This window comes from Oceanisphaera sediminis (assembly GCF_039539745.1).
GTDB lineage: Bacteria > Pseudomonadota > Gammaproteobacteria > Enterobacterales > Aeromonadaceae > Oceanimonas > Oceanimonas sediminis.
This window is the reverse complement of record NZ_BAABDS010000036.1, coordinates 93920-119574: the sequence shown is the minus strand read 5'-3', so window position 1 is coordinate 119574 and position 25655 is coordinate 93920. Positions and strand designations below refer to the sequence as shown.

Sequence of the window (25655 nt, the reverse complement as noted above, 5' to 3'; positions counted from 1 at the left end):
GATCGAATAATTCAGTGGTCGGTGGCTGCCAGTATTTCCTCGAACCAGGCAGAGGTCGCGCCTCCTTCCAGCAGATGCTGCTGCAGCCGGGCCAGGTCCAGCTCGATACCGCATTGCTCCTTGATAAGCGTAAACAGGTGGCGATCACCGCCGATGGCCTGCTTGCAGGCCGCCTTGACCAGATTTGCCGCCTGATCCCGTGGCATCTGTCGGGCCAGGGCAAAGGTGGCGGCCTCGGCGAAAATTACCCCGTTGTACAGTCCCAGGTTGGCCTGCAGCCTGTCGGTGTTGATCACCAGATGGTTGAGTGCATCTTCGGCGTGGTGCAGGGCCACCGCCGTACACATCAGCATGGTGGGTAACACCAGCCATTCCTGGGTCCAGGCGCTGCCGCTGCGCTCGTGCTCCTGCAGCATGGCCTGATGCATTTGTCCGATCTGACCGGCATTGTGACGGGCCATGGCGACCAGGATCTCGGCGTTCACCGGGTTGCATTTTTGGGGCATGGTGGAGGATCCGCCGCCATTGGTGAAGGTGATCTCACCCACCTCGGTCTGGCTCAGCCATAGCCAGTCCTGACCTGTTTTTCCGAGTAGCCCTGTGGTCAGTGCCAGCCAGTTGGCCAGCTCTACGAGGCTGTCGCGCTGGGTATGCCAGTTGCGGCCGGCGGCCAGGTTCAGTCGCTCGGCCAGCCGAATGGCGATGGCTGGGGCCTGCTCGCCCATGGCGGCCAGGGTACCGACGGCCCCGGCCAGCTGTACCTTGAGCAGGCGCGGTTTCAGTTGTTGCAGCCGTTCCTGCTGGCGCAGCAGCGGGGCCAGCCAGTTGGCGACCTTGAAGCCGAAGCTCATGGGTACCGCCTGCTGGGTTCGAGTACGGCCGGCGGTCAGGGTATGGCGATGAGCCCGGGCCAGTCGGGCCAGGAGGTCGATGATCATGGTCAGCCGGGCTTCATAGAGGCCGAGCAACTCCCGGCAATTGAGTACCAGCGCGGTATCAACAATATCCTGACTGGTGGCGCCGAAGTGCACCCAACGTGCCTGTTCGGCGGGCAGTGCCTGCTTCAGTGCCTTGACCAGGGCCGGTACCGGCACCCCGGCCGCCGCAGTGCCGGACGCCAGCTTGATGGCGGGCAGTTCGAGGATGGCGGCGGCCCGGGCGATGGCGTCGGCGGCCTCGGCGGGGATCAGGCCGCAGTCGGCCTGGGCCAGTGCCAGCTCGCCCTCGACTTTCAGCATGGCGGTGATCTGCGCCTCATCGCCCAGCCAGCGAGCGGCATCCGGGTTGGACAGCAGTTCCCGGAACAGGGCGGAATCAAAAGGAGAGATGGAAAACATGTCGGCCTCGCTGCAATGACGGTTGCTGGTTCAAGGGTATAAAAAGGGAAACCGTTCCCATAGCCATTATGACTCACGAGTCGCCATGGCTATGGACAAGGTCTGCCAAGATACTCCCGTTTGGGCGGGAGTGATATTCGCCAGGCCTGCTGGCGCAGGCCTGGCGATGTTTACGCCACTGCTTTCAGGGCAGTGCTTGCCGCGTCGCTTCCATTCCAGCGCGGCGGTGCCGGTGATGCGTATACCCGCAGATGACCTAGGTTGATTCCGTTTATACCTCGAAGAACACGGTTTCCTGGTCACCCTGCATATGAATATCGAAGCGATATTCCACACCGGTACCGGTTTCTTCACGCCGGGCGATCAGGGTCTGGCGACGCTCGGCGGGCACCTGATTCAGCACCGGATCCGTTTCGTTGGCCGTGGCTTCATCGGCAAAGTAGATACGGGTATAGGCATGGCTCAGCAGACCACGCAGAAACACCACCACAGTAATGAAGGGCGCGTGACCGTCCTGGGCCGCTCCCGGCTTGACGGTATCGAAGCTGAAGCTCAGATCCATGCTGGTGCCGGTGCCACAGCGGCCAAAGCCCAGAAAGCCCTCGTCCAGAGCGCGGTCGGCGCGGTTATCCAGCGGGTGGTTGAAACGACCGGCGGCATTGGCCTGCCAGATTTCGATCATGGCGTCATCCACCACCGCCCCCTGGCCATCGAACACCTGGCCGGTGACGCGGATGCGCTCACCCTTTACCTCACCCTTGACCAGCTGACTGCCGGCGACTTGGGAGTAAGGATAGTGATATTGCTGGGCAGTCAGGCCGTAGGCGAAGTAGGGACCGACGGTTTGCGACGGGGTTTGTTTCATGGTCATGGCTCAGGCCTCCACAGGGGTGGCGTTTACACCACGCAGTACGATATTGAAGATATAACCCAGGGCGAAGCCTTCTTCGGTCACATCCAGGGAAAAATCGCTGATCAGCCGGTCGCGGGCTGCCGCCGGGGTGGCTTCGAAGATGGGATCCAGGGGCAGCAGGGGATCGCCGGGAAAGTACATCTGGGTCACGATGCGGGTGGCGATGGACGGTCCGAACAGAGAGAAGTGGATATGGTTCGGACGCCACGCATTGGGATGGTTACCCCAGGGATAGGCGCCGGGCTTGATGGTATAGAACTTGTAGCGGCCCTCGGCATCGGTCAGGCAGCGACCCGAGCCCAGGAAGTTGGGATCCAGCGGCGCCTCGTGCTGGTCAGCCTTGTGCACATAACGGCCGGCGGCATTGGCCTGCCAGATCTCGACCAGGGTGTTGGCCACCGGCTGGCCGAATTCGTCGAATACCTGGCCGGTCACCACGATGCGCTCACCGAGGGGCTCGCCGTTGACCCGGCCGTTCTTGGTCAGATCGTGATCCAGCGGTCCTACTACTTCCGGGCCAAAGGCCGGGCCGGTCAGTTCGGCCAGCTCGGGATCGATTTTCACCAGGCTCTGGGACACGCCGCGCAGGGTGGACGACTTGTATTCCGGCGAGAGATAGGCGGGATGGCTGGACCAGTCCCTGTTGGTAATGCTGCTCATGATCATTGTTCCTCTTGGTTTTCGAGTTCGTTATAGACTTCCTTGGCGATGCGGAAGGCGACATTCGAGAAGGGTACACCCGCATACACGGCGAGGTGCAGCAGGGTTTCCTGTACTTCCGCCTTGCTGGCGCCGGTATTGCGGGTGGCGCGAATATGCATGGCCAGCTCTTCTTCATGGCCGAGTGCGGCCATCAGGGCGATGGTCAGCAGGCTGCGATCCCGCTTGCTCAGACCGGGGCGGCTCCAGACTGAGCCCCAGGCGCCTTCGGTGATAAAGGTCTGAAAGGGCTCGTCGAAGGCACTTTTATTGGCATTGGCCCGGTCGACATGGGCGTTGCCCAGCACAGCACGGCGTACCTGCATGCCCTGGTCAAAACGGCTCGGTTCTGGGTGGTGCTGATGAAGAAAATCGAGGATCAGCGCCGCCAACGCGGCCGGTTGCTCGACGCAGGGCAGGTGGCCGGCGTCCTTGATGACTTTGAAGCGGCTGTCCGGGATCAGAGCGGCGGTGCTCTGCACCAGAGCCGGCGGGGTGGCGCCGTCCTGATCGCCGACCACACACAGGGTCGGCTGGGTCAGGCGCGCCGAGCTGTCGCTCAGATCCGCATCACGAATGGCGGCGCAGGTACCTATATAACCTTCCAGCGGGGTACGGACCAGCATGTTGCGCCACAGGGCCAGTTCCACCGGCTTTTGGCCGCGGAATTCGGCGGCAAACCAGCGTTCCATCACGGCGTCGGCGATAAAATCGATGCCCTTGTCGCGGATAGTAGTGATGCGATCTTCCCAGCCATGGACAGGACCTATCTTATGGGCGGTGTCGCACAGGATTAGCTCTTTCACCAGCTCCGGCCGGCGGGCGGCCACGCCCTGGGCGATGATGCCTCCCACCGACAGGCCACAGAGGGCCACCTGGCTCAGCTCGAGCTGGTCGAGCAGGCCGATCAGATCCTCGATGTGGTCATCGATATGGTAGGGGGCTGGGGGACAATCCGACAGGCCGTGGCCGCGTTTGTCGTAGCGTAAAAAACGGTATTTACCGGCCAGAAAGGGGAGCAGTGGCTCCCATACCCGCATATCGGTGCCGAGAGAGTTGGAAAAGACCAGCAGGGGCAGGTGGCTAGGACCGTCCAGTCGGTAGTGGAGCATGACTCCGTTGATTGCCAGGGTCTGTGTCATGATGTTGGCCTGTGTTGGCTACAGAAAAATACTGAGCTTAATGTTGCCCAAAGTAATGATTATGTAAAATAAGGTTTTATTAATTTAATATATTGAAATCGATATGAAATGTGCAGGTGTGTGATGAGGAGGCAGTTCGACGACAGAAATTAGGCTTTCGATTTTAGATTCGATAGGTTCTCGTAGTTTATTTTTTTCTCTGGTGGTCATACAGCTCTGAGTAAATAGGAATAGCCAAGCATGAGGCTTTACGGCTAAGCATATCGTTTTCGATATAGTATTTAGCTTGAATTTCATTTTTCACTCCCATTGTTAATAATTAGGCTTAGGTAACATTGATATAACATTACTGTCTACTCCGGATCGTAACTGTTTACTGGCAGAGGGCGCCATGACCCTGGTGATCAACCCATAAGGTCATTCTCTGCGTAACCGGCAGTTTGTCACTGCTGATACCAATCTAAAGAAAGGATGTTTTATGACAACCAGTTCTTATCAGAACCTTGAGCTGCAGCCCCTGGCTGGTCAATGGCGGCCCGGACGCTCCGAGCGTAAACTGCAAGTCGTTAACCCTTATACTCAGCAGTCTCTGCTGGAACTGAACCTGGCTACCCGGGAAGATCTTGACGAAGCTTTCGTTACCGCGCGCGAGGCCCAAAGAGGCTGGGCGGCCATGGCGCCGGCTGCGCGTGCCGCCGTCATGCTGAAAGCGGTGGAGATTTTTGATAAGCGCAGGGAAGAAATTGTCGAGTGGATCATCAAGGAGTCGGGTAGTACCCGCATCAAGGCGCAAATCGAGTGGGGAGCGGCCCGCGCCATTACCCTGGAAGCGGCAAGCTTCCCGTCTCGGGTGCACGGCCGCATCTTGCCTAATGACATCCCGGGTAAAGAGAGCCGGGTTTATCGCAAGCCGCTGGGTGTGGTGGGCGTGATCAGCCCCTGGAACTTCCCCCTGCACCTGACCCAGCGTTCGCTGGCGCCGGCCCTGGCCCTGGGTAACGCCGTGGTGGTCAAGCCGGCCAGCGATACGCCGGTCACCGGTGGTCTGCTGCTGGCGCACATCTTCGAAGAAGCCGGTCTGCCAGCGGGCGTGTTGAGTGTGGTGGTGGGGTCCGGTGCCGAGATCGGCGATGCCTTCGTAGAGCATCCGGTACCCGGCTTTATTTCTTTTACCGGCTCGACCGAGATCGGCCTCAATATCGGTCGTCTGGCCAGTGGCGGCAAGCACCTCAAGCATGTCGCGTTGGAACTGGGCGGCAACAGCCCCTTCGTGGTGCTGGCCGATGCCGATGTGGAGCAGGCGGTCAACGCCGCCGTGGTCGGCAAGTTCCTGCACCAGGGCCAGATCTGCATGGCGATCAACCGCATCATAGTGGAGCAGCCGCTGCTTGAAGAGTTTAGCCGCCGTTATGCGGAACGGGTCAAGGCGCTGCCCTACGGGGATCCGAGCAAGCCCGACACCGTGGTGGGCCCGGTGATCAACGCCAAGCAGCTGCAGGGTCTGCTCGCCAAAATCGAAACCGCCAAGGCCGAAGGCGCCACCCTGCTGGTGGGCGGCGAGGCGCAGGGCAATGTGCTGCCGCCCCATGTGTTCGGCAATGTCACCGCCGACATGGAGATCGCCCGCGAAGAAATTTTCGGTCCCCTGGTGGGTATTCAGACCGCCCGCGACGAGCAGCACGCCCTGGAGTTGGCCAACCAGAGTGAATATGGCCTGTCTAGCGCCGTCTTTACCGGCAGCCTGGAGCGGGGCGTGCGCTTTGCCCAGGGCATTCAAGCAGGCATGACGCATATCAACGACATGCCGGTCAATGATGCACCCAACGCCGCCTTTGGTGGCGAAAAGAGCTCGGGCCTGGGGCGTTTCAACGGTGAATGGGCAATCGAGGAGTTTACCACCGACCACTGGATTACCGTGCAGCACGAGCCGCGTCGTTATCCATTCTGATCGAACCCGTTGCCTGTTTAAGCAAGGAGCATCCATGTTTTCATCTATCAAGGTCAAATTTGTTGCCGCGGCCTGCCTGGTATTGCCAGCGGCGCTGGCCAGCTTCTCTGCCAACGCCAGTGGCGATGGTCAGTGGAAGGGCGGCGAGCATGTCTATCAGAAGGTCTGTGGCCACTGTCATGAAACCAGTGGCGAAATCGGCCCTGTGCTGGCCGGTCGTGGCCTGCCGCCGGTCTATATCAGCACCATAGTGCGTCAGGGCTTCCGGGCCATGCCGGCGTTCCCGGCTTCCTTTATCGATGACGTCTCGCTGCAGCAGGTCGGCGAGTACATTCAACAGCTGCCGGCCCCCGGACAGGAGTAATCATGAGCATTGAACGTCGTTCCGTACTCAAGGGCATGGCGCTGGGCGGACTGGCCGGTCTGGCCCTGGGCCGCGCCGGCCTGGCCAGTGCCGGTACTGCCGCCGAGCCTCTGACCCGCAAACCCCTTCTGGTGCTGGTGAGTGGTGACGAAGCTGAAGCTGTCTTTGCCGGCGGCGCCCGGGCGCACCCGGCCGTCGGTACCACCACCGTGTTGCGTACCGATCATGGGCTGGAATTCATTTCGGCCCTGCAGCGTCGGTTGAAGGGATCTTCCGGCGAGCGCATCATCGGCCTGGTCGATGATGCCAGCGGCACCCTTATTCTGGATCTGGCCCGCAGCGCCGGTGCCCGTTTGCACTGGTCCGGTCAGCATGTCACCGAGGGCGGCCAGTCCCGCCACCGGGTGTCGGCTACCTCGGGCGTGACTGATTGCATCGGTCAGTTTGCGGCCCTGACCGACGGCTGCAGCCGTCCATCCGCCTTGCCGGAGCAAACGCTGGCCGCCAGTCGCCAGTGGGCGCCGGCCCTGGGTTTTGCCCTGGCCTCGCCGGAGCCGGGTCGTCGCTACCTGCGCGCCGCGCCGCCGGCCCATGCCGTAGCCTTGACCGGCCACTATGTTTCATTTTCCATCGAGACCTGAAGGAACCCGAGATCATGAGTGAACAAAACTATAAGGTATTGCCGACGGGTGTCGAGCAGGGGGATTTCCATCAGGCGATAGAGAAGTTTCGTTCCCTGCTGGGTGCAGAAAATGTGCTGGTTGAAGAGGCACAGCTCAAGCCCTACAACAAGATCATGATGCCCAGCGACGATACCGAGCACGCCCCTTCCGCCGCCGTGACCGCCACCACCGTCGAGCAGATTCAGGGCGTGGTCAAGATCTGTAACGAGTTCAAGATCCCGGTGTGGACCATCTCCACCGGCCGTAACTTCGGTTACGGCACGTCCGCCCCCCATCATCGCGGACAGATCATCCTGGATCTGAAGAAGATGAACAAGATCCTTCATGTGGATGCGGAACTGGGTACCGCCCTGGTCGAGCCGGGCGTGACCTACCAGCAGCTGTACGATTACATCCAGGAAAACAACCTGCCGCTGATGCTGTCCTTCTCGGCGCCGTCGGCCATTGCCGGCCCGCTCGGCAACACCATGGATCGCGGCGTGGGTTATACCCCCTATGGCGAGCACTTCCTGATGCAGTGTGGCATGGAGCTGGTACTGGCCAACGGTGAGGTTTACCGGACTGGCATGGGCGGTGTGGAAGGCGACAAGGCCTGGCAGGTATTCAAGTGGGGTTACGGCCCGACTCTGGACGGCATGTTCACCCAGGCCAACTACGGTATCTGCACCAAGCTGGGCTTCTGGCTGATGCACAAGCCGCCGGTGATCAAGCCGTTCGAGATCCAGTTTGACGAAGAAACCGATATCGCCGAAATCGTCGAGTTTATCCGTCCATTGCGCATCAATCAGGTGATCCCCAACTCGGTGGTAATCGCCGGCGTACTGTGGGAAGCGTCCACCGCCGGGGTGCGTCGTTCCGACTACACCACAGAGCCGGGGGCTACCCCGGATGCCATTCTCAAGCAGATCCAGAAAGACAAACACCTGGGGGCCTGGAACGTTTACTGTGCCCTGTACGGTACCAAGGAGCAGGTGGAGGTAAACTGGAATATCGTCACCGGCGCGCTCAAGCAACTGGGCAAGGGGCGTATCGTCACCGAGGAGGAGGCGGCCGGCACAGAGCCGTTCACCTACCGTGCCAAGCTGATGTCCGGTGTGCCCAACCTGCGGGAATTCGGCCTGTACAACTGGCGCGGGGGCGGCGGCTCCATGTGGTTTGCCCCGGTCAGCCAGGCCAAGGGCGTCGAGTGCGATAAGCAGTATGCGCTGGCCAAGCAGATACTCAACAAGCACGGCCTGGACTATGTGGGCGAGTTTATCGTCGGCTGGCGTGACATGCACCACGTCATCGACGTGCTCTACGACCGTACCAACCCGGAAGAGACCCAGCGTGCCGACGCCTGTTTCAACGAGCTGCTCGACGAGTTCGAGAAGCGCGGCTACGCCGTGTACCGGGTCAACACCCGCTTCATGGATCGGGTGGCCGACAGTTACGGCCCGGTGAAGCGTCGTCTGGAACATACTCTCAAGAAGGCCCTGGATCCGAACAACATATTGGCGCCGGGTAAATCCGGTATCGATCTGGACAAGTTCACCGACTGGTAAGCAGCCAGCGGTGTCGATGACATCGTTGCGATAAATAGCTATCCGGAGCCGGTTTTATCTCGTTACTGAGACGATAAAAACAGGCTCCGGTTTTTTGTACCCTCGACTCGGTCAATTGATGAAAAAACATCCGCCCGAAGCGAACAATTAAATTGAGTCAATAAGGAATTTTTCATGAAAGGAACCCTCAAGCCCTTGATTCTGGCCCTGACCCTGGCAGGCCTGGCCCCTTCTGTCGCCCTGGCCGAGAGCCAGTCGGCGTCGGCCGCCGAAGTGAAGGAGCAGAGTAAGACCCATGTGGTGATGCTCGGCACCGGCACCCCGACCTTGCAGCACAAGCGGGCCGGTCAGGCCATCCTGGTGGTGGTCGACAAGGAAATGTACCTGTTTGATGCGGGCCCCGGCTTTGTGCGCAACTTCAAGGCGCTGGCCGGCCAGGACTTTATGCCGCCGGATGTGATGTTTACTAATGAGTCTGTTTATGGCGCCATGGACAAGGTATTTATTACCCATCTGGATTCTGACCATGTACTGGGCCTGCCCGAGTTGCTGCTGCGTCCCTGGATATTGGGCCGGGATCAGCCGATGAAGGTGATAGGCCCCAAGGGGACTCAGAAGTTGGTCGACAACAGCCTGGCGGCATTCAAGGATGATATCGATCATCGCCTGTACGGCACCCAGCCGGCCAATGCCAACGGTTACAAGGGGGAGGTGACCGAGATCAGCGAAACCCAGATAGTGCACCAGGACGACAAGGTGACGGTGAAGGCGTTCCGGGTGCCCCATGGCAGCTGGGATGAGGGCATGTCGTTTGGCTACCGGGTTGAAACCCCCACCAAGACCATCGTCATCAGTGGCGATACCCGCATGGACGAAGCCAACTACGAGCACTTCAAGGGGGCGGATATCCTGATCCACGAAGTGATGCATGAAGGCGCCATCGCCGCCATGCCGGAAGACTGGCAGCAGTACATGTACCATGCCCACACCAGCACCAGGCAGCTGGCCGAGATTGCCAAGGCGGTCAAGCCCGGTTTGCTGGTGATGAACCACCCGCTGTTCTTTGGCAAGACAGATGAAGACATGGTGGCGGAGCTGGCGCAGCATTATGATGGAAAATCCGTGCTGGCCAGCGATCTGGATATCTACGAATAAGGGCCGTTTGGTTTCTTGATCAAGAGGGCGCTTAGCGTCCTCTTTTTATTACAGTTCCCCGTTCTTGTCGGCTACCGAGACGGCCGCGCTGCGGATACTGTTCATGAACATCTCCACTGCGGGTGTGGGAAGGGTATCGGCCCGGGTGGTCAGGCCCACGGGTCCCAGGGTTTCTTTTGTATCCAATGGCAACTCGACCAGCTCCCCTTCCTCTATCTCGCGCGCCACCACCCCCCGGGAAATGATCCAGATGGCGTCGGTCTGACGAATATATTCCTTGCCGAACGAGACCGAGATGGTTTCTATGCGATCCGGCAGCAGGCCAATCCCCTGGGAGATCAGGAAACGTTCGGTCGCCACGGCGATGATTGATTCTCTGGTGGGGAAGAGCACGTTGAAGTGGCGAATGTCCTGGATATTGAACGGGGTTCGGTGAAGCAGGGGATGACCGGGCCGGACCACGAAGGTCACACGCTCCGAATAGAGATGTTGAAAAGACAGTCCGGTCATCAGCTCGGGCTCGGCCAGCCGGCCGACCACCAGATCCAGCTCGCCGACCCGCAACTGTCCCAGCAGCAGGGTATTGGGGCCAGCACTCAGGTTGAGGGTGACATCCATTCCCGACTGACGAAAATGGATCACGGCGGCCGGCAACACATTGGCCGCGACCGTGGGCAGAACCCCTACACTGATACGCATTGAGCCCTTCATCTGGGCCTGGATGATGCTGTCGGTCCCTTCGCGTAGGGCGGACAGGCTGGCTCCTGCATATTTGAGAAACACTTTACCGAACTGGGTAAGTTCAATGCCTTTTTTACTGCGGTTCATCAGTTTCACTTCAAGCATTTCTTCCAGTTCTTTCAGGCTTTTGGATACAGCCGGTTGTGTCAACGATAGTACATCGGCAGCGCGAGTGACGCTGTTTTGGCGGGCGACTTCTATAAAACACTGCAGGTGCCGGAACTTGATTCGATTTTCTATCATTTTTGCCTCTGTAGCTAAGCTTAATATGCGATTAGGACAAACAATACTCATACAGATGCTGAATTATTCATTATAAACCCATTGTATCTGGCATGTTGTAGGAGGATTTTATTTTTAATAAAAATTTATATCAGTATCTTATTTAAAATTAATAATTAATTGTCAGTTGAATTAGGCCATATTAACTACCTGCAGAGAATGCCACAGTGTATGTATAACTAGTATTCAAGTCTGTTTTTTAGCCTGCCGGTGGCGTGTTTTGCTCAACCGCCTTTTTTTGTTCTTCCACATAGCTCAATAGCTCTCCTGGCTCACATTCGAAGTATTTGCACAGGGCATTGATAGTATCTGTGTTAGTGACATTCCCAGGAACATTGGCGATGCGCGTCAATGTGGCCCTGCTGATCCCCGTTTTCTCACTGACCTCGGACAGCGTGATGCGCCGCTTTTCACGGAATGATTTTTCGTCCAACAGTTTGATAAGCAAGATTCTAATCATGAGTCATCCATAAGGCATAATTTTCTTAAGTATACCAAATGAATCATACATGACGCAAAAAGAGCCTTTATAATACAGGTGGGTGATTTAGTGTCATCTTATAAGGTTTAAATGAGTCATATGTGAGTCAATTGGAGGTTGGTATGAATACCTATCTAACCACTGAAGAGCTGTCTTCTCGTATCAAGTACGACGTACGCACCATTCGTCAGTGTCTGAAAGGCTCTGTGCTGTTTGAAGGGGTGCACTACATCCGTCCCTTTGGTGGCCGGAAGATTTTGTTTATTTGGGAGTGGGTGGAAGAAACCATGCTGCAAGGCCTGTTGGCTAATGGTGACATCGGAATATAAGCGGCTAATTAACCGGTAAGCCGGTGTCTACTCGGTATCCAGCTCAACGCTCCATGGCAGCAGATCGGACAGATCGGCGCCGGGAAACGCCACGCGACGTCTGGCCAAACGTTTAAGCAAGTTGCCAGAATTAACCGTGCAGTATTATGACTACTTTCAACATCATCATGGCAGTGTCAGGGCCGCTTCCATACCATCGGCACTGCATATGGCGCAGGGCATAGAGCAGCAGTCAACCGACTCATCCCCAAAAGGGGGATACTGGGAGTAGTGGCCAATATTGGTTACAGTGAGGCATGGTCATGTTAGGCATGACACCCATTGATGAGCCAGTATATTAAGATGAGGAGACGATATGACGCGTGAATATCACGTTCCCACCGTGTGGACCCAGCCCAAAGACGACGGCAGTACCTGGGCAAAAACCAACCGTCCCGTATCGGGTGCCACCCACGAGAAAACCTTACCCAAAGGTAAGCATCCGCTGCAGCTGCATTCCATGGGTACGCCCAATGGCCAGAAAGTCACTATTATGCTGGAAGAGTTGCTGGCACTGGGTATTACCGAGGCCGAATACGATGCCTACATGATCAGCATTGGCGACGGGGAGCAGTTTTCCAGCGGCTTTGTCGAGATAAATCCCAATTCCAAAATTCCGGCACTGCTGGATTGCTCAACGACGCCCCCCATTAGAGTGTTCGAGTCCGGCAACATACTGCTGTATCTGGCAGAAAAGTTTGGCCGTTTTTTGCCAACCAACATTGCCGAACGCACAGAAATCCTGAACTGGCTGTTTTGGCTACAAGGCTCGGCACCGTATCTGGGCGGCGGTTTTGGTCATTTTTATGCCTATGCGCCGGTAAAAATAGAGTACGCCATTAACCGCTTCACCATGGAAACCAAGCGACAGCTCGATGTGCTGGACAAGCAACTGGCGGATAACCCCTATATTGCCGGCAACGAATACAGCATTGCCGACATCGCCATCTGGCCCTGGTACGGCAACCTGGTGCTGGGGCGGGCATACGATGCCGCCGAGTTTATCGATGCTGCCAGTTATACAAACGTGCTGCGCTGGGCGAAAGAGATTGCCGCACGGCCCGCCGTACAAAGAGGGCGTATCGTCAATCGCACCAGTGATGTGCCCGGGGAGGCGCTGGCCGAGCGTCACTCGGCGGCAGATATCGATGCCGTGTTGGCGCAAAAAATCTAACACCAACAGCCCGGCCCACTGGATTCCCGCCTTCGCGAGAATGACGACAGAAGGGACTGTTTAATAGCGCCGTAAGGCGCTTTGTTCATTTATTAAGCCCTGACATAACTCCAGCCTTGTTGCTGGCGCTTGGCCAGGTGCCGTATGGCGGCGCTCACCTGCTGCGTGTCGCCGGGGGCCGTGATGTTTTGTGCCGCGCACGCTGTGATCTATGGAACTATCGGTCGGCATGATGACCCGGTCTGATCATGAATTGTTGGTGGCCGCGCAGGCGCGGTATGACATATTGCTGAATTCTGCGACACCGGCGCCATAGGACAACATTTTCTGCGCTATTCTGAGAAGACTCTGTGTTATAACAGGCGCGTTTGGCAACGGTCACCGGGCTGGCATAGTTGTCAGTCGGTGTTATTTTTCGCTGCATAATGATTGTAAAGTAGCCGTTCAGACCCGAATTCAAGCAGTTGCCGGGTTTTTTGTGTTAACTTTACCGAGTGTTTCATTACAGCTCTAATGATTTTTAGAGTGCAAGGGATCTGAGCAATGACAGATAAAGACAATCATGATGTGATCGCCCCGGAAGGCAAGGTGAATCCCATCGATACCGACTATCAGGTGGGGCAGGACAACATCGCCATGCAGATAGGCCCCTTCGGGCTGGATATTCATAACCGGGTGTTCATGATCTCCGGCCTGGCCATCGTCGCTTTCGTGTTTTTGACGCTGGCGTTTCAGAACCAGGTGGCGCCGCTGTTCAGTGACTTGCGTGGCTGGCTGACCTCCAACCTGGACTGGTTTTTTATCGGCTCCGGCAATATTTTCGTGCTGCTGTGCCTGGGCCTGATAGTGTCTCCCCTCGGCAAGGTGCGCATCGGCGGCACCGAAGCCACTCCCGACTTTACCTATATCGGCTGGTTCTCCATGTTGTTTGCCGCCGGTATGGGTATCGGTCTGATGTTCTATGGCGTATCCGAACCGTTGTCTCATTTTGGCACCTCCTTCGGCGGTATCAGCGTAGAAAACGGTGTGCGTACCGACTGGGCGCCGCTGGGCGCAGCCATGGGTGATGCCGACGCCGCCAGAAGCCTGGGCATGGCCGCCACCATTTATCACTGGGCGCTTCACCCCTGGGCGATATATGCGACGCTGGCGCTGGGGCTGGCTATTTTCTCCTTCAACAAGGGCTTGCCGCTGACGGTACGCTCCGTGTTCTATCCGCTGCTGGGTGAGCGGGTCTGGGGCTGGCCGGGGCATTTAATTGATATACTGGCGGTCATTGCCACCATGTTTGGTTTGGCGACGTCACTGGGTTTCGGTGCTTCTCAGGCCAGCGCCGGCCTGAACTTTCTGTTTGGACTGCCAACGGGCACTACCACCGAAATCGTGCTGGTGATCATTATTACCGCCATCGCTCTGGTGTCGGTACTGGCCGGGCTGGATGCGGGTGTGAAGCGGCTGTCCGAGATCAACATGGCGCTGGCGGCCTTGCTGCTGGTGTTCGTGATCATCGTCGGACCGACCCTGCTCATCATGAGCGGCTTCTTCTCTAACCTGATTTCTTATGTCGAGCACCTGCCGGCGTTGTCGATGCCGTTCGAGCGAGAAGATGCCAACTACTCCCAGGGCTGGACCGCCTTCTACTGGGCCTGGTGGATTTCCTGGTCTCCGTTTGTCGGCATGTTTATCGCCCGCGTATCTCGTGGCCGTACCGTGCGTGAGTTTCTGGTATCGGTGCTGCTGGTACCCTCGACCGCCTGTGTGCTGTGGATGACCGCCTTCGGCGGCACCGCCATCAGCCAGCTGGTGAACGACGGCTATCAGGCGGTGGCCGATGCTGCCGTGCCGCTGCAGTTGTTTATCATGCTCGATGCGCTGCCGCTGGCGCAGATCACCTCCTTCATCGGTATCATACTGGTGGTGGTGTTCTTTGTGACCTCGTCCGACTCCGGCTCGCTGGTGATCGACACCATCGCCTCCGGCGGCAAGGTCAATTCGCCCAAGCCGCAGCGGGTGTTCTGGTGTACCTTTGAAGGCCTGGTGGCCATTGCGCTGATGCTGGGTGGCGGTCTGGCCGCCCTGCAGGCCATGGCGGTATCTACCGGGTTCCCGTTCACCATAGTGCTGCTGGTATCTTGTGTGTCGTTGATCAAGGGACTGGCATCGGAGCCTCGCGGTAGCTGAGCAAGGCGCTACCCTGTGGGTTAGATGGTTCAAGGCAGGCGGGGGCATCCCGTCTGCCTTTTTCGTTTTTTGCATTGAGTGAGTCAGGTTATGGAAGCTGAGCAACTGGAAATTCTGGGGTTTATTCGCCGTTTTCCTCCCTTCGATATGTTGGAGGAGCACACCCTGGAGCATATTGCCGGGCAAATAGAAATTGCCTATTACCGGGCCGGCACCGTGATCCTGAATTACGGGGATCGGGTGCATGATCTGTTTTTGATCCGCAGCGGGGCGGTGGAGATGCACCGGCGTAGCGGCGAGCTGCATAACCGGCTGAGTGAGGGCAGTCTGTTCGGCCAGATGGGGCTGCTGATGAACAATCGGGTGCGGATGTCGGCTACTGCGCTGGAAGATACCCTGGCCTATTGCCTGCCCGAGGCGCTGTTCAACGAGCTCTATGAGGAGTTCGAGTCCTTTGCCGATTTTGTGGAAGTGGAAGACAGAACCCGATTGCGGCAGGCGGTTTCCCGCCAGGAAGGAGGCGATGAACTGCTGACCTCGACGGTGCGGGAGTTGATCTCGCGCGAGCCGGTGACCATACCGCTGTCGGCCACCGTGTTCGAGGCCGCGAAGAAGATGACCGAAGAAGGGGTTTCGTCCATTCTGGTGCTGAATTCCAGCCCCGAGTCGGAAGACGAACCGGTAGCCGGTATTCTGACCGACCGGGATTTGCGCACCCGGGTACTGGCAGAAGGACTGTCGGTTGAAACCCGGATAGAGGAGGTGATGTCACTGGATCTGCTGGCGCTGGAAAGCGGCCAGTTCGTGTTTGAAGCCATGCTGATCATGCTGCGCTACAACCTGCACCACCTGCCCATACTGCACAAGGGCAAACCGATAGGGGTGATTGCGCTGTCGGATGTGATGCGCCACGAGTCGCGCAGCAGTCTCTTTGTGGTGCGGCATATATTCAGGGCACAAAATGCCGACGAGCTGGCCGCCATTGCCGATGACGTCAAGGCCTGTTTTGTGCGTATGGTGAACGAAGACGCCAACTCCCAGATGATAGGTACCGCCATGGCCGGCATAGGTCGCAGCTTCAAGCAGCGCCTGCTTGAGCTGGCGGAAGCCGAACTGGGCCCGCCGCCGGTGCCCTACTGTTTTCTGGCGCTGGGCTCGATGGCGCGGGACGAGCAGCTGATCGTAACCGATCAGGACAACGCCATTATTCTCGATAACCGCTATGACGCCGCCCTGCACGGTCCCTACTTTGCTGCCCTGGCCAAGCGGGTCTGCGACGGCCTGGCCGCCTGTGGCTACAGCTACTGCACCGGGGGCATCATGGCCACCAATGTGGAGTGGCAGAAAACCCGCCGCCAGTGGGAGCAATGTTTCAGCGACTGGATTGATAACCCCAGCCCGCAAACACTGCTGAACAGTTCCATTTTCTTCGATCTGGATGGGGTCTACGGCAAAATCGAGTGGGCCGATCAATTGAATTCCCTGATCTCGCGCCGGGCCAAACGCAGCCCGCGTTTTCTGGCCAGCATGGCCCGCAACGCCCTGGGTCGTACGCCACCGCTTGGTTTTTTCAAGGAATTCGTGATGGAGCAGGACGGCAAGCATAACAACTCCATCAACCTCAAGCGGCGGGGCACGGCACCACTGGCGGATCTGATCCGGGTGCATGCGCTGGCGGTCGGCTCCAAGGCGCACAACTCCTTCGACCGGCTGAACGATGTTATCGAGTCGAACATACTGCCCAAGGGGCGAGGGCCGGACTTGCGCGATGCCATGGAATTTATCGCCACGGTGCGCATTCGTCACCAGGCGCTGGATGTGGAGGCGGGCTCCGATCCGGACAACAATATCGAACCCGAGAATCTGTCGGACTTCGAGCGCCGCAACCTGAAGGATGCCTTTCAGATCCTGAGTCATGCGCAGAAGTTTCTTAAGTTTCGCTATCAGCCGAATCGGAGCTAAGCTGCATGTTTTATTTAAGACCCGACGATATCAGGCCGAGTGCGGAAATACCGGACTGGCAGACGCTGTTTGGCGAGCTGGCCCGCCATGCACGGGATTATCGGCTGGAACGGTATTATCGCGCCGGCGCCGTCGATGCACAGACGCCGCTCAATGAGGTGCCTTTTGTGGCGCTGGACTTCGAGACGACCGGACTCAATGCCAAAAAAGACGCCATCGTCAGCATCGGTCTGGTGCCCTTCGATCTGCAGCGTATTCGCTGCCGGGAAGCCAGACACTGGATTTTGAATCCGCACAAGCCGATGGCGGAAGAGTCGGTGGTGATCCACGGCATTACCCACTCCGAGGTGAAGGCGGCGCCGGACCTGCTGCTGGTGCTGGACGATTTGCTCACCGCTCTGGCGGGGCGGGTGGTGGTGGTGCATCACAGAACCATAGAGCGCGGTTTTCTGGACCGGGCGCTGAAGGCACGGCTGAACGAAGGCATCGAATTTCCGGTGGTGGATACCATGGAGCTGGAGGCGCGGCTGCACCGGCGCAAGCCGCTGGGGCTATGGGCCCGTCTGCGGGGCAGGGCACCGGTCTCGATTCGGCTGGCCGACAGCCGCAGCCGTTATCATCTGCCGTTCTACCATCCACACCATGCCCAGACCGACGCCCTGGCCACCGCCGAGCTGTTGCAGGCGCAAATAGCCCACCACTTCAGCCCGGATACGCCGATCGGCGACCTGTGGGTTTAAGCCCTTCGGGGAAGCTTTCAGCCGTAAGCTTTCAGCTGTAAGTCGGTGCTGACGGTGAGTGTTGAGTAGTACTTGTGGGATGCGATGCCCACAAGCATCACTCGTTACCTGCAATCTCCACCCCTTACAGCTGATCGCTTACAGCTTATGGCTATTAAAGCGCGGTTCGTTGTGATCGTCTGATTGTTCTTCGTCCGGCAGGCTGAGTACCGGCTCGACCCGGCCTTGCCCTGCAGGAGCGATGACGGGGCGGGACTGCTTGAGGGTAGCCAGTATCTCGTCACGCAGGGCGGCGGCAGAGAGTCCGTCCTTGGGCGAGAGGTGAATAACCGGCAGGCCGGTGTCCTGAATCTGTTGCAGCAGCAGCTGACGCTGGCGGCCGTCGGTTTTGCTCAGGCTGTCGTCAATCAGGGCGACCACGGCCCTGACCTTGAGATCCTTGGGCGAGCAGAGCACGAAGTCCATTTTTTCGCCGTAGATGTCGTGCAGGGCCTGTTCGCGCTGGGCCTTTTTCAGTTTGGGATTGAGCTCTACCAGTTCGCTCAGGCTGACGGCGGCAAAGACCCGCAGTTGTGCTCCCATCGCCTCGTCCAGTAAGCGCAGGGCGGCGGCAGACTCGGGGCTGAACAGCAATTTCTGCTGATAGGGTTGTTTGGGCGCACCGCGCCACAGTCGGCGCAGCAGGACAAACAGCACCAGCAAAATCAGCAACAGCACCAGGCTGAACATCAGCCAGTCGAGCAGGGAAACGGGAAGCATGTCGGTCATGGGTGGCCTGAACAGAGATGAAAGAAAGCGGTACTCAGTGTAGCAGAGGAGGCGGCATAAAATGAATATCGCCACCGCCCTGTCCGGCGGTGGCGTCGGGCAAGCCGTTGGTGGGACGATAATTGTTTTGCTTTATGTTGGCGGCGCTGGCTTGTCGTTCGCCGGCCCCCTATAATCCCGCCATTAGAAAAGCTTATCGAGGTATCGATGTCCCGGCGACTCCCCCCGCTCAATGCGCTCAAGGCATTTGAAGCCGCCGCCCGTAATTTGAGTTTTACCCGGGCGGCGGAAGAACTGTTCGTTACCCAGGCGGCGATAAGCCATCAAATCAAGGGGCTGGAGGAATATCTGGGCATCAAGCTGTTTCGCCGGCGCAACCGTTCCCTGCTGTTGAGCGAAGAAGGCCAGAGCTACTTTCTGGACATCAAGGATATTTTTTCCGGCATTTCCGATGCCACTGAACGATTGCTGGCGCGCAGTGCCAAGGGCGCGCTGACGGTGAGCCTGCAGCCGAGCTTTGCAATTCAATGGCTGGTGCCGCGGCTGGTGCGTTTCAGCGAGGTCCATCCGGACATCGACGTGCGCATCAAGGCGGTGGATCTGGATGAAGGTTCGCTTACCGATGATGTTGACGTGGCGATTTATTATGGTCGCGACAACTGGCCGGGCCTGCGGGCCGACAAGCTGCATGCGGAATACCTGATTCCGGTGTGCTCTCCCATGCTGCTGATGGGTACCAAGCCGTTGAAGACCCCCGAAGATCTGATGCGGCATACCCTGCTGCACGATACTTCGCGGCGGGACTGGAAAGCCTGGTTCAAGCAGCTCGATATTCAGGCGGCCAATGTCAATCAGGGGCCGATATTCAGTCACTCGTCGATGGTGATCCAGGCGGCGATTCACGGCCAGGGGGTGGCGCTGGGGCACAGTGTGCTGACCCAGCCCGAGATTGATGCCGGCCGGCTGGTGTGTCCTTTCGAGCATGTGCTGATGTCCAAGAATGCCTATTACCTGGTGTGTCATGAATCCCAGGCGGCGCTGGGCAAGATTGCCGCCTTTCGGGAGTGGATGCTGGCGCTGGTGGTTAAAGAAGAGCAGCAAAAGGCGCTGAACGGATGAGTCATGTATTGATAAACGGGGCCGACAATGCCCCCAATCGGGTGTTGCTGGCCCACGGTGCCGGGGCCGGTATGGAACATGCGGTGATGAACAGCCTGGCATTGGGGCTGGCCGATGAAGATATTCAGGTGATCCGCTTCGAATTTCCCTTTATGCAGAAAACCCGGGCAGATGGTCGCAAGCGACCGCCGGATCGGGAGCCGGCGCTGCTGGATTGCTGGCGCGAGATGGCGGCCGAGTTTGCCCATCCCCGGCTGTTTCTGGCGGGCAAGTCGATGGGCGGGCGTATGGCCTCGCTGGTGGCCGATGAACTGGCCCCGGCCGGCCTTATTCTGCTGGGATTTCCCTTTACGCCGCCGGGCAAGCCGGATCGCTTTCGCGGGCAGCACCTGGCCACGCTCGCCACGCCAACCCTGCTGGTCCAGGGGGAGCGGGACAATTTCGGCAACCGGGAGGCGGTGGCCGGTTATGATCTGGCAACCGGCGTGAACACCCAGTGGGTGAAGGACGGCGATCACGGCTTCAGCCCGCGCAAGTCGTCGGGCACCACGCTGGAACGCAATCTGGCGGCCATTGTGGCCGGTATGAGGAGGTTTGTGCTTGCTGGTTAATCTCTGGTTTTATCTGGCGGCCCTGTTCGGGTTGAGTGCCACGGCGCTGGGTGCCTACGGCGCGCACGGCCTGGCTGCGAGGGGCCTGTCTGGCTCTCTGGTGAGTGCCTTTAACACCGGGGTGCAGTATCAGTTTTATCATGCCCTGGCACTCTTGCTGGTGGTGCTGGCCTGGCGGTTCAAACCGGCCGTGCCACTGCAGGTGGCGGCGGCGTTTTTTGCGCTGGGCACCCTGTTGTTCAGTGGTAGTATTTATGCTTTGGTGCTGTTTGGTACCAAAGGTATGGGTTGGTTGACTCCCCTGGGGGGAGTTTGTTTTATGGCGGGCTGGTTAAGTGTATTGCTGGCCGGTCGCACTTGGTTGAGGTCTTGATGAAACACTTATTAATATATTGTCGCCCCGGGTTCGAGAAAGAGGCGGCAGCGGAAATTCAGGACAGAGCAGGGCAGTTTGGCTGCCCTGGATTTGCTCGTACCAAGGACGACAGCGGCTTTGTTATTTACGAATGCTTTCAGCCGGACGACGCCGATTTAATGGCGCGCAAGCTGTGGTTCAGAGAGCTGATTTTTGCCCGCCAGATGCTGGTGGTCTGTGCCGAAATAAAAGACTTGCCGCTGGACGATCGCATTACGCCGCTGCTGGACGCGGCCGAGGGCATGGAGCTGTGTGGCGATATTCGAGTCGAAACGCCGGATACCAACGACGGCAAGGAGCTGTCCCGCTTCTGCCGCAAGTTTACCGTGCCCATGCGCCAAGCGTTGCGTGGCAAGGGGTTGCTGACCCGGCACGAGTCGGACACCAAACCCGTGCTGCACCTGTTTTTTATGGCCAATAATCACGCCATATTGGGCTATTCCTATACCTTTAATAACTCGCCCTTCCACATGGGGATTCCCCGGCTGCGTTTCCCGGCCGATGCGCCCAGCCGTTCCAGCCTGAAGCTGGAAGAGGCGTTTCATGTGTTTGTTCCTCGCCATGAGTGGGATCTGCGCCTGACATCGGGTTTGCGGGCGGTCGATCTGGGTGCCGCGCCCGGCGGCTGGACCTATCAGCTGGTGAACCGGGGCATGATGGTCACCGCCATCGATAATGGCCCCATGGCTCAGACATTGATGGATACCGGACAGGTCAAACATTACCGGGAAGACGGTTTTACCTGGCGTCCGGCACGCAAGAATACCTACTGGCTGGTGTGTGACATGGTCGAAAAGCCGGCGCGCGTGGTGGCGACCATGGCCGACTGGCTGGTGAACGAAGACTGCCAGGAAGCCATGTTCAACCTGAAGCTGCCGATGAAGAAGCGCTACGCCGAGGCGGTGCATAACCTGCAGCAACTCAAGGACAAGCTGGCCGAGCTGGGCGGTTTTCAGGTGCAGGCCAAGCAGCTGTATCACGACCGGGAAGAAATTACCGTGCACGTGTATCAGCCGCGCAAGATCGCCAAGCTGCAACCCAAGGAATAAAACGACGTAAGGGGTAAAGCGTGAGGGGGGAGGTGTAAAATTACGCCTCACGCCTCACGCCTCACGCCTCACGCCTCACGCCTCATACCACCACGCCTTTAAAACCGGTATTTACAATCCAGCCTGGATTCGTCGTCGGTGATCTTGATGTCGAATTCCAGCCGGGTGTCGGGATCGGAGGGGCGAATGTTCAGCTTGATGCCGTCTCCCCGCAGTTTCAGCGAGGTTTTAAAACCGCCCCCTTCGAAATTGAGCCGGGGGCGCAGGTTCTTGAGCGACAGGCTGACCGAACTTTGCGGCGTCAGCTTCAGGCTGGGATACGCCGCCAGACGCTGGTTTCCGTCCGTTGTCGACTGTAACTCGATATCGAGCCCGTAACGCCTGGGAATATCAGAGTTAATACTGGGGGAGGGCAGGCTAAAACGCAGCGGCGGTTGTTGAGTGGCGGTGGCTTGCTGGTAGCTTGGGCTGGTTTGTTCGTAGGCTTGACTGGAGGTGATGCAGGCTAATTGCGGAAGGAAAAGGAACGCGAGCAGTAGTATTTTTCGACCGTCCATGACCTGTTCCCTCCATCTATAAAACTAACTATAGTTGGCTGTCTGTGAACGGAGCGGTGTTTTTTTGAACAAAACTTGTTGGCCGAGGCGTTCGAGTCTGTAGTGGATAATGGACTAAAAAAGGGCCTTTCGGCCCTTTAACTTATTTGTCAGTTGGTTACAGATTGGCGATGATCGCCTGGGTAAACTCGGTGGTGCTGGCGTTGCCGCCCAGATCCCGAGTGACCGTTTTGCCTTCGGCGATGGTCTTGCGAACCGCCTCACGAATTTGACGGGCCTTGTCCTGCATGCCCAGATGCTCCAGCATCTGAATAGAGGCGAGGATCACCGAGCAGGGGTTGGCGATGTTCTGGCCGGCAATGTCCGGTGCCGAGCCGTGTACCGCTTCGAAGATAGCCACGTCTTTACCGATGTTGGCACCGGGTGCCATGCCCAGCCCGCCGATCAGGCCGGCACACAAGTCGGAGATAATATCGCCAAACAGGTTGGTGGTAACGATAATGTCGAAACGTTCGGGATACATCACCAGGTTCATGCAGACGGCGTCCACAATCATTTCGTTGGTTTCGATGTCCGGATAGCGCAATGCCACTTCGCGGGCCACTTCCAGAAACAGACCGGAGGTGGATTTCAGAATATTGGCCTTGTGGACTATGGTGACCTTTTTGCGGCCTTCTTTACGGGCCAGCTCGTAGGCAAACACCGTAATGCGCTCGGCGCCTTCGCGGGTGATGATGCTCATTGCCTCGGCGCTGGCATTGTCTTCGGAACGCTTCTGACCGGCGCCGGAATACATCCCTTCGGTATTTTCCCGAATGGTGATGATATCGATGTTTTCAAACCGGCTCTTGGTCCCTTCAAACGACACCACGGGACGCAGGTTGGCGTACAGGCTGAAGTGCTTGCGCAACGAGACGTTGATGGAGGTGAAGCCGCCACCGATGGGCGTGGTCAGGGGACCTTTGAGGGTGATTTTGTTTTTGGCTATCAGGTCAAGGGTGCTTTGGGGGAGGAGTTCGCCGTGCTTTTCGAGGGCTATCAGGCCGGCGTCGGCATAGTCGTAGTGAAAGTGACAACCTGCGTGATCCAGAATGTTCAGGGCGGCATCGATAATGCTTGGGCCGATACCATCACCCGGGATCACGGTAATACTGCGTTTGTTCATGGGCAGCGTTCCGTTTTTAGTTATAGGTCGAGGGGAAGTCTTATTACCCCTTGTTTATAGCATTTTCGCCGTCATTTTCCTATGACCCTTTAGTCGGAGGTGGATAACGCAGATCCTGCAAATTGAACCCCAATTCTATATCATCCACCAGTTTGACCAATTGTCTTGACAGCAAGGCATGGTGCTGATGGGTATGCACGGTATTTTCATCTTTCAGCTGTGGGGGCGTGGCAAGCAGCTGGTCCAGCGTATGGTATTGTTGCAGCAGCGCTTTGGCCCGCTTGGGACCGATGCCGGGTACGCCCTTGATCTGGCTGCCGGACACCCCGGTCAGTGCCCAGTAATCCACCAGCTGCCCGACCTTCAGCCCGAAGTGTTGCTGTACGAATGCTTCATCCAGCCAGCGTTGATTGAAGTGATCCCATAGCCGGATATGCGAGTTCAACAGCTGACAAAAGCCCTGATCGGTAGACACGATAATGCTGCTTTTGCCGTGGCGGCTCAGGGTACTGGCGAGGGTAGCGATAAGATCATCCGCCTCGTCGGTGTCGGACAGCAGGGCGTCGATGCCCTGTTGCCACAGCAGTTGTTGCAGCTCACCGAGGTAACCGGCCAGCGCCTCGGGCATGGGCTTGCGTCCGGCCTTGTATTCCGGATACAGGTGATGACGAAAGCCGACCGGCGCGCCATCAAACACCGCCACCACATGGCTGGGCTTGAACTGGCCGAGCAAACGGTTGGCGGCATTGGTCAGGGCGGCACCGGTGGCAGCCAGCGCCGTTGCTTCATGTTGATGCCGTTGCGCCTGTACCGCATGTAACCGGCGGATCAGGTTCAGGGCATCGATGATCAGTAACTGCATTTAACGGTACATCTTGTTAGCGTGTGATTTGGTAGCAGGGCACATACACAGATCCGGGAAGCTTCATGCGCTGTTGCTCTACAAACGCCTGCAGCAGCGTGTCCATCATCTGCATCATTTTCGGCTCGCCACTGAGCAGGAAGGGACCTTCTTGTTCGATGGCTTTGATGCCGCCTTCCTTGACGTTGCCGGCCACGATGCCGGAAAAGGCCCGCCGCAGATTGGCTGCCAGCTGCTGAGGCGGCTGATCGCCGCTCAGATTCAGGCTGGCCATGCTTTTATGATCCGGGTTAAAGGGCAGCTGAAATTCCGGTTCTATCTTCAATGACCAGTTGAAGGAGTAGGCGTCACCGACCGATTTGCGATAATCCCGTACCAGCGGCATGGCGTTCTTGACGCGCCGCGCCACCTCGGCCGGATCATTGATGATGATCTGGTACAGCGATTGGGCATCGGGACCCAGGGTATTGCCGATAAACTCGTCGACGCTGCGAAAGTAGTCGGCACTTTCCTCAGGACCGGTCAGGATGATGGGAATAGGCTGGTGCCGATTTTCCGGGTGCATCATGATGCCGAGAATATAGAGAATTTCTTCGGCGGTACCGGCGCCACCGGGGAAGATAATGATACCGTGGCCCAGACGCACAAAGGCTTCCAGCCGTTTCTCGATATCCGGCAGTATCACCAGTTCGTTGACGATGGGGTTGGGCGGCTCGGCGGCGATGATGGACGGCTCGGTCAGGCCGATATAGCGGCTACCGGTAACTCGCTGTTTGGCGTGACCGACGGCGGCGCCTTTCATCGGACCTTCCATGGCGCCGGGGCCACAGCCGGTACAGATGTTCATCTCGCGCAGCCCCAGCTCGTTGCCGACCTCGCGGGTGTACTGATATTCGGTGGCGTTGATGGAATGGCCGCCCCAGCATACTGCCAGATTAGGCTCGGAGCCGGGATTGACGGCCCGGGCATTACGCAGAATGGAAAACACCAGGTCGGTCAGATGCAGCGACGAGGTTAGGCTCAACTGACTTTCTTGTTGCAACTTGCTGTTGACGTAGATGATGTCACGCAGCACCGAAAACAGATGATCCTGGATACCGCGGATAATTTCACCGTCTACAAAGGCATGATCCGGCGGGTTGAACAGCTCCAGCTTGACCCCGCGCTCGCGGCGGATCACATTGATATCGAAAGACTGGTAACGGTCGAGAATTTCCTTGGAGCTGTCGGTTTTGCTGCCGGAGTTGAGTACCGCCAGGGCGCAATTGCGAAACAGTTTGTACAGGGCGCCGGAGGCGGACTGTTTGAGGTGATCGACTTCTACCTGCGACAGCAGGTTCATGCTGCCGACCGGATTAATATGGGTGATCATGGCCACTCCCGTAATATTGTTAT

General features: G+C 57.9%; 25 protein-coding genes. 14 read left to right on the top strand and 11 right to left on the bottom strand.

Features of this window, described 5'->3' with window-relative positions:
• Positions 1-11: 11 nt before the first annotated feature.
• From ABD827_RS11735 to pcaDC, 4 genes are all read right to left on the bottom strand, one after another.
• Positions 12-1337, bottom strand: coding sequence for a class-II fumarase/aspartase family protein (locus ABD827_RS11735; RefSeq protein WP_344964948.1), 1326 nt, complete (start codon positions 1335-1337; stop codon positions 12-14).
• A gap of 271 nt (positions 1338-1608) precedes the next feature.
• Positions 1609-2208 carry a protocatechuate 3,4-dioxygenase subunit alpha gene (gene pcaG, locus ABD827_RS11730; protein ID WP_344964947.1) on the bottom strand — a complete coding sequence of 200 codons (600 nt, stop codon included), beginning with the start codon at positions 2206-2208 and terminating at the stop codon, positions 1609-1611.
• Between the two features lie 3 nt (positions 2209-2211).
• Positions 2212-2910 (bottom strand): protocatechuate 3,4-dioxygenase subunit beta, encoded by a 699-nt coding sequence (gene pcaH / locus ABD827_RS11725; RefSeq protein WP_344964946.1) that lies wholly within the window; start codon positions 2908-2910, stop codon positions 2212-2214.
• Between the two features lie 2 nt (positions 2911-2912).
• Entirely contained in the window at positions 2913-4091 is a 1179-nt protein-coding gene (pcaDC, locus tag ABD827_RS11720; RefSeq protein WP_344964945.1) for a bifunctional 3-oxoadipate enol-lactonase/4-carboxymuconolactone decarboxylase PcaDC, read from the bottom strand.
• Positions 4092-4569: 478 nt separating this feature from the next.
• On the opposite strand from pcaDC, the gene pchA reads away from it, so the two are divergent.
• From pchA to ABD827_RS11695, 5 genes are all read left to right on the top strand, one after another.
• Positions 4570-6039: a 4-hydroxybenzaldehyde dehydrogenase gene (pchA, locus tag ABD827_RS11715; RefSeq protein ID WP_344964944.1), complete on the top strand. Its 1470-nt coding sequence runs from the start codon at positions 4570-4572 to the stop codon at positions 6037-6039.
• A 34-nt stretch (positions 6040-6073) separates the two neighbouring features.
• Complete coding sequence (locus tag ABD827_RS11710; protein ID WP_344964943.1) at positions 6074-6403, top strand: c-type cytochrome; 330 nt, start codon at positions 6074-6076, stop codon at positions 6401-6403.
• A 2-nt stretch (positions 6404-6405) separates the two neighbouring features.
• Positions 6406-7044, top strand: coding sequence for a hypothetical protein (locus ABD827_RS11705; protein WP_344964942.1), 639 nt, complete (start codon positions 6406-6408; stop codon positions 7042-7044).
• Positions 7045-7058: 14 nt separating this feature from the next.
• Positions 7059-8630: an FAD-binding oxidoreductase gene (locus ABD827_RS11700; RefSeq protein WP_344964941.1), complete on the top strand. Its 1572-nt coding sequence runs from the start codon at positions 7059-7061 to the stop codon at positions 8628-8630.
• A gap of 174 nt (positions 8631-8804) precedes the next feature.
• Positions 8805-9785, top strand: coding sequence for an MBL fold metallo-hydrolase (locus tag ABD827_RS11695; RefSeq protein WP_344964940.1), 981 nt, complete (start codon positions 8805-8807; stop codon positions 9783-9785).
• 48 nt (positions 9786-9833) lie between these two features.
• Here ABD827_RS11695 and pcaQ read toward each other — a convergent pair whose 3' ends face one another.
• Both pcaQ and ABD827_RS11685 read right to left on the bottom strand, forming a co-directional pair.
• Positions 9834-10769: a pca operon transcription factor PcaQ gene (pcaQ, locus tag ABD827_RS11690; protein ID WP_344964939.1), complete on the bottom strand. Its 936-nt coding sequence runs from the start codon at positions 10767-10769 to the stop codon at positions 9834-9836.
• Positions 10770-11007: 238 nt separating this feature from the next.
• Positions 11008-11268: a helix-turn-helix domain-containing protein gene (locus tag ABD827_RS11685; RefSeq protein WP_344964938.1), complete on the bottom strand. Its 261-nt coding sequence runs from the start codon at positions 11266-11268 to the stop codon at positions 11008-11010.
• A 143-nt stretch (positions 11269-11411) separates the two neighbouring features.
• Between ABD827_RS11685 and ABD827_RS11680 the strand changes: the two genes are divergently transcribed.
• The 5 genes from ABD827_RS11680 (at position 11412) to ABD827_RS11660 (ending at position 17714) form a co-directional block, all read left to right on the top strand.
• A complete protein-coding gene (locus ABD827_RS11680; protein WP_344964937.1) occupies positions 11412-11618 on the top strand; it encodes a hypothetical protein in 207 nt (68 codons plus the stop codon).
• Between the two features lie 355 nt (positions 11619-11973).
• Entirely contained in the window at positions 11974-12831 is an 858-nt protein-coding gene (yghU, locus tag ABD827_RS11675) for a glutathione-dependent disulfide-bond oxidoreductase (RefSeq protein WP_344964936.1), read from the top strand.
• A gap of 543 nt (positions 12832-13374) precedes the next feature.
• A complete protein-coding gene (locus ABD827_RS11670) occupies positions 13375-15012 on the top strand; it encodes a BCCT family transporter (protein WP_344964935.1) in 1638 nt (545 codons plus the stop codon).
• Between the two features lie 90 nt (positions 15013-15102).
• On the top strand, positions 15103-16974 hold the full coding sequence (locus ABD827_RS11665) for a DUF294 nucleotidyltransferase-like domain-containing protein (RefSeq protein ID WP_344964934.1): 1872 nt from the start codon (positions 15103-15105) through the stop codon (positions 16972-16974).
• A gap of 5 nt (positions 16975-16979) precedes the next feature.
• Positions 16980-17714 carry a 3'-5' exonuclease gene (locus ABD827_RS11660; protein ID WP_344964933.1) on the top strand — a complete coding sequence of 245 codons (735 nt, stop codon included), beginning with the start codon at positions 16980-16982 and terminating at the stop codon, positions 17712-17714.
• A 138-nt stretch (positions 17715-17852) separates the two neighbouring features.
• Here the strand turns inward: ABD827_RS11660 and ABD827_RS11655 are convergent, their stop codons facing one another.
• Positions 17853-18482 (bottom strand): DUF2726 domain-containing protein, encoded by a 630-nt coding sequence (locus tag ABD827_RS11655; RefSeq protein ID WP_344964932.1) that lies wholly within the window; start codon positions 18480-18482, stop codon positions 17853-17855.
• Positions 18483-18689: 207 nt separating this feature from the next.
• Between ABD827_RS11655 and ABD827_RS11650 the strand changes: the two genes are divergently transcribed.
• From ABD827_RS11650 to rlmM, 4 genes are read left to right on the top strand one after another with little or no spacing between them, the layout of a single operon-like run.
• The gene (locus tag ABD827_RS11650) at positions 18690-19601 is read left to right on the top strand and encodes a transcriptional regulator GcvA (protein WP_298718111.1); all 912 of its coding nucleotides are present in this window, start codon (positions 18690-18692) and stop codon (positions 19599-19601) included.
• Entirely contained in the window at positions 19598-20212 is a 615-nt protein-coding gene (locus ABD827_RS11645) for an alpha/beta fold hydrolase (protein WP_344964931.1), read from the top strand. The genes ABD827_RS11650 and ABD827_RS11645 overlap by 4 nt, the downstream gene beginning before the upstream one ends.
• On the top strand, positions 20202-20585 hold the full coding sequence (locus ABD827_RS11640; protein WP_344964930.1) for a DUF423 domain-containing protein: 384 nt from the start codon (positions 20202-20204) through the stop codon (positions 20583-20585). The genes ABD827_RS11645 and ABD827_RS11640 overlap by 11 nt, the downstream gene beginning before the upstream one ends.
• Entirely contained in the window at positions 20585-21676 is a 1092-nt protein-coding gene (gene rlmM / locus ABD827_RS11635) for a 23S rRNA (cytidine(2498)-2'-O)-methyltransferase RlmM (RefSeq protein ID WP_344964929.1), read from the top strand. Before ABD827_RS11640 ends, rlmM begins: the two co-directional genes overlap by 1 nt.
• A gap of 98 nt (positions 21677-21774) precedes the next feature.
• Here the strand turns inward: rlmM and ABD827_RS11630 are convergent, their stop codons facing one another.
• The 4 genes from ABD827_RS11630 to ppnN all read right to left on the bottom strand — a co-directional run bounded on the left by ABD827_RS11630 (position 21775) and on the right by ppnN (position 25632).
• Positions 21775-22233: a hypothetical protein gene (locus ABD827_RS11630; protein ID WP_344964928.1), complete on the bottom strand. Its 459-nt coding sequence runs from the start codon at positions 22231-22233 to the stop codon at positions 21775-21777.
• 157 nt (positions 22234-22390) lie between these two features.
• Positions 22391-23398 carry an isocitrate dehydrogenase gene (locus tag ABD827_RS11625; protein WP_344964927.1) on the bottom strand — a complete coding sequence of 336 codons (1008 nt, stop codon included), beginning with the start codon at positions 23396-23398 and terminating at the stop codon, positions 22391-22393.
• Positions 23399-23477: 79 nt separating this feature from the next.
• Positions 23478-24260, bottom strand: coding sequence for a flap endonuclease Xni (gene xni / locus ABD827_RS11620; protein WP_344964926.1), 783 nt, complete (start codon positions 24258-24260; stop codon positions 23478-23480).
• A gap of 16 nt (positions 24261-24276) precedes the next feature.
• The gene (gene ppnN / locus ABD827_RS11615) at positions 24277-25632 is read right to left on the bottom strand and encodes a nucleotide 5'-monophosphate nucleosidase PpnN (RefSeq protein ID WP_344964925.1); all 1356 of its coding nucleotides are present in this window, start codon (positions 25630-25632) and stop codon (positions 24277-24279) included.
• Between the last annotated feature and the right edge of the window lie 23 nt (positions 25633-25655).

Bases quoted from the DNA above. Each gene is read 5' to 3' on its own strand.
- ABD827_RS11735 (WP_344964948.1), bottom strand. From the start codon at position 1,337: ATGTTTTCCATCTCTCCTTTTGATTCCGCCCTGTTCCGGGAACTGCTG.
- pcaG (WP_344964947.1), bottom strand. From the start codon at position 2,208: ATGACCATGAAACAAACCCCGTCGCAAACCGTCGGTCCCTACTTCGCC.
- pcaH (WP_344964946.1), bottom strand. From the start codon at position 2,910: ATGAGCAGCATTACCAACAGGGACTGGTCCAGCCATCCCGCCTATCTC.
- pcaDC (WP_344964945.1), bottom strand. From the start codon at position 4,091: ATGACACAGACCCTGGCAATCAACGGAGTCATGCTCCACTACCGACTG.
- pchA (WP_344964944.1), top strand. From the start codon at position 4,570: ATGACAACCAGTTCTTATCAGAACCTTGAGCTGCAGCCCCTGGCTGGT.
- ABD827_RS11710 (WP_344964943.1), top strand. From the start codon at position 6,074: ATGTTTTCATCTATCAAGGTCAAATTTGTTGCCGCGGCCTGCCTGGTA.
- ABD827_RS11705 (WP_344964942.1), top strand. From the start codon at position 6,406: ATGAGCATTGAACGTCGTTCCGTACTCAAGGGCATGGCGCTGGGCGGA.
- ABD827_RS11700 (WP_344964941.1), top strand. From the start codon at position 7,059: ATGAGTGAACAAAACTATAAGGTATTGCCGACGGGTGTCGAGCAGGGG.
- ABD827_RS11695 (WP_344964940.1), top strand. From the start codon at position 8,805: ATGAAAGGAACCCTCAAGCCCTTGATTCTGGCCCTGACCCTGGCAGGC.
- pcaQ (WP_344964939.1), bottom strand. From the start codon at position 10,769: ATGATAGAAAATCGAATCAAGTTCCGGCACCTGCAGTGTTTTATAGAA.
- ABD827_RS11685 (WP_344964938.1), bottom strand. From the start codon at position 11,268: ATGATTAGAATCTTGCTTATCAAACTGTTGGACGAAAAATCATTCCGT.
- ABD827_RS11680 (WP_344964937.1), top strand. From the start codon at position 11,412: ATGAATACCTATCTAACCACTGAAGAGCTGTCTTCTCGTATCAAGTAC.
- yghU (WP_344964936.1), top strand. From the start codon at position 11,974: ATGACGCGTGAATATCACGTTCCCACCGTGTGGACCCAGCCCAAAGAC.
- ABD827_RS11670 (WP_344964935.1), top strand. From the start codon at position 13,375: ATGACAGATAAAGACAATCATGATGTGATCGCCCCGGAAGGCAAGGTG.
- ABD827_RS11665 (WP_344964934.1), top strand. From the start codon at position 15,103: ATGGAAGCTGAGCAACTGGAAATTCTGGGGTTTATTCGCCGTTTTCCT.
- ABD827_RS11660 (WP_344964933.1), top strand. From the start codon at position 16,980: ATGTTTTATTTAAGACCCGACGATATCAGGCCGAGTGCGGAAATACCG.
- ABD827_RS11655 (WP_344964932.1), bottom strand. From the start codon at position 18,482: ATGACCGACATGCTTCCCGTTTCCCTGCTCGACTGGCTGATGTTCAGC.
- ABD827_RS11650 (WP_298718111.1), top strand. From the start codon at position 18,690: ATGTCCCGGCGACTCCCCCCGCTCAATGCGCTCAAGGCATTTGAAGCC.
- ABD827_RS11645 (WP_344964931.1), top strand. From the start codon at position 19,598: ATGAGTCATGTATTGATAAACGGGGCCGACAATGCCCCCAATCGGGTG.
- rlmM (WP_344964929.1), top strand. From the start codon at position 20,585: ATGAAACACTTATTAATATATTGTCGCCCCGGGTTCGAGAAAGAGGCG.
- ABD827_RS11630 (WP_344964928.1), bottom strand. From the start codon at position 22,233: ATGGACGGTCGAAAAATACTACTGCTCGCGTTCCTTTTCCTTCCGCAA.
- ABD827_RS11625 (WP_344964927.1), bottom strand. From the start codon at position 23,398: ATGAACAAACGCAGTATTACCGTGATCCCGGGTGATGGTATCGGCCCA.
- xni (WP_344964926.1), bottom strand. From the start codon at position 24,260: ATGCAGTTACTGATCATCGATGCCCTGAACCTGATCCGCCGGTTACAT.
- ppnN (WP_344964925.1), bottom strand. From the start codon at position 25,632: ATGATCACCCATATTAATCCGGTCGGCAGCATGAACCTGCTGTCGCAG.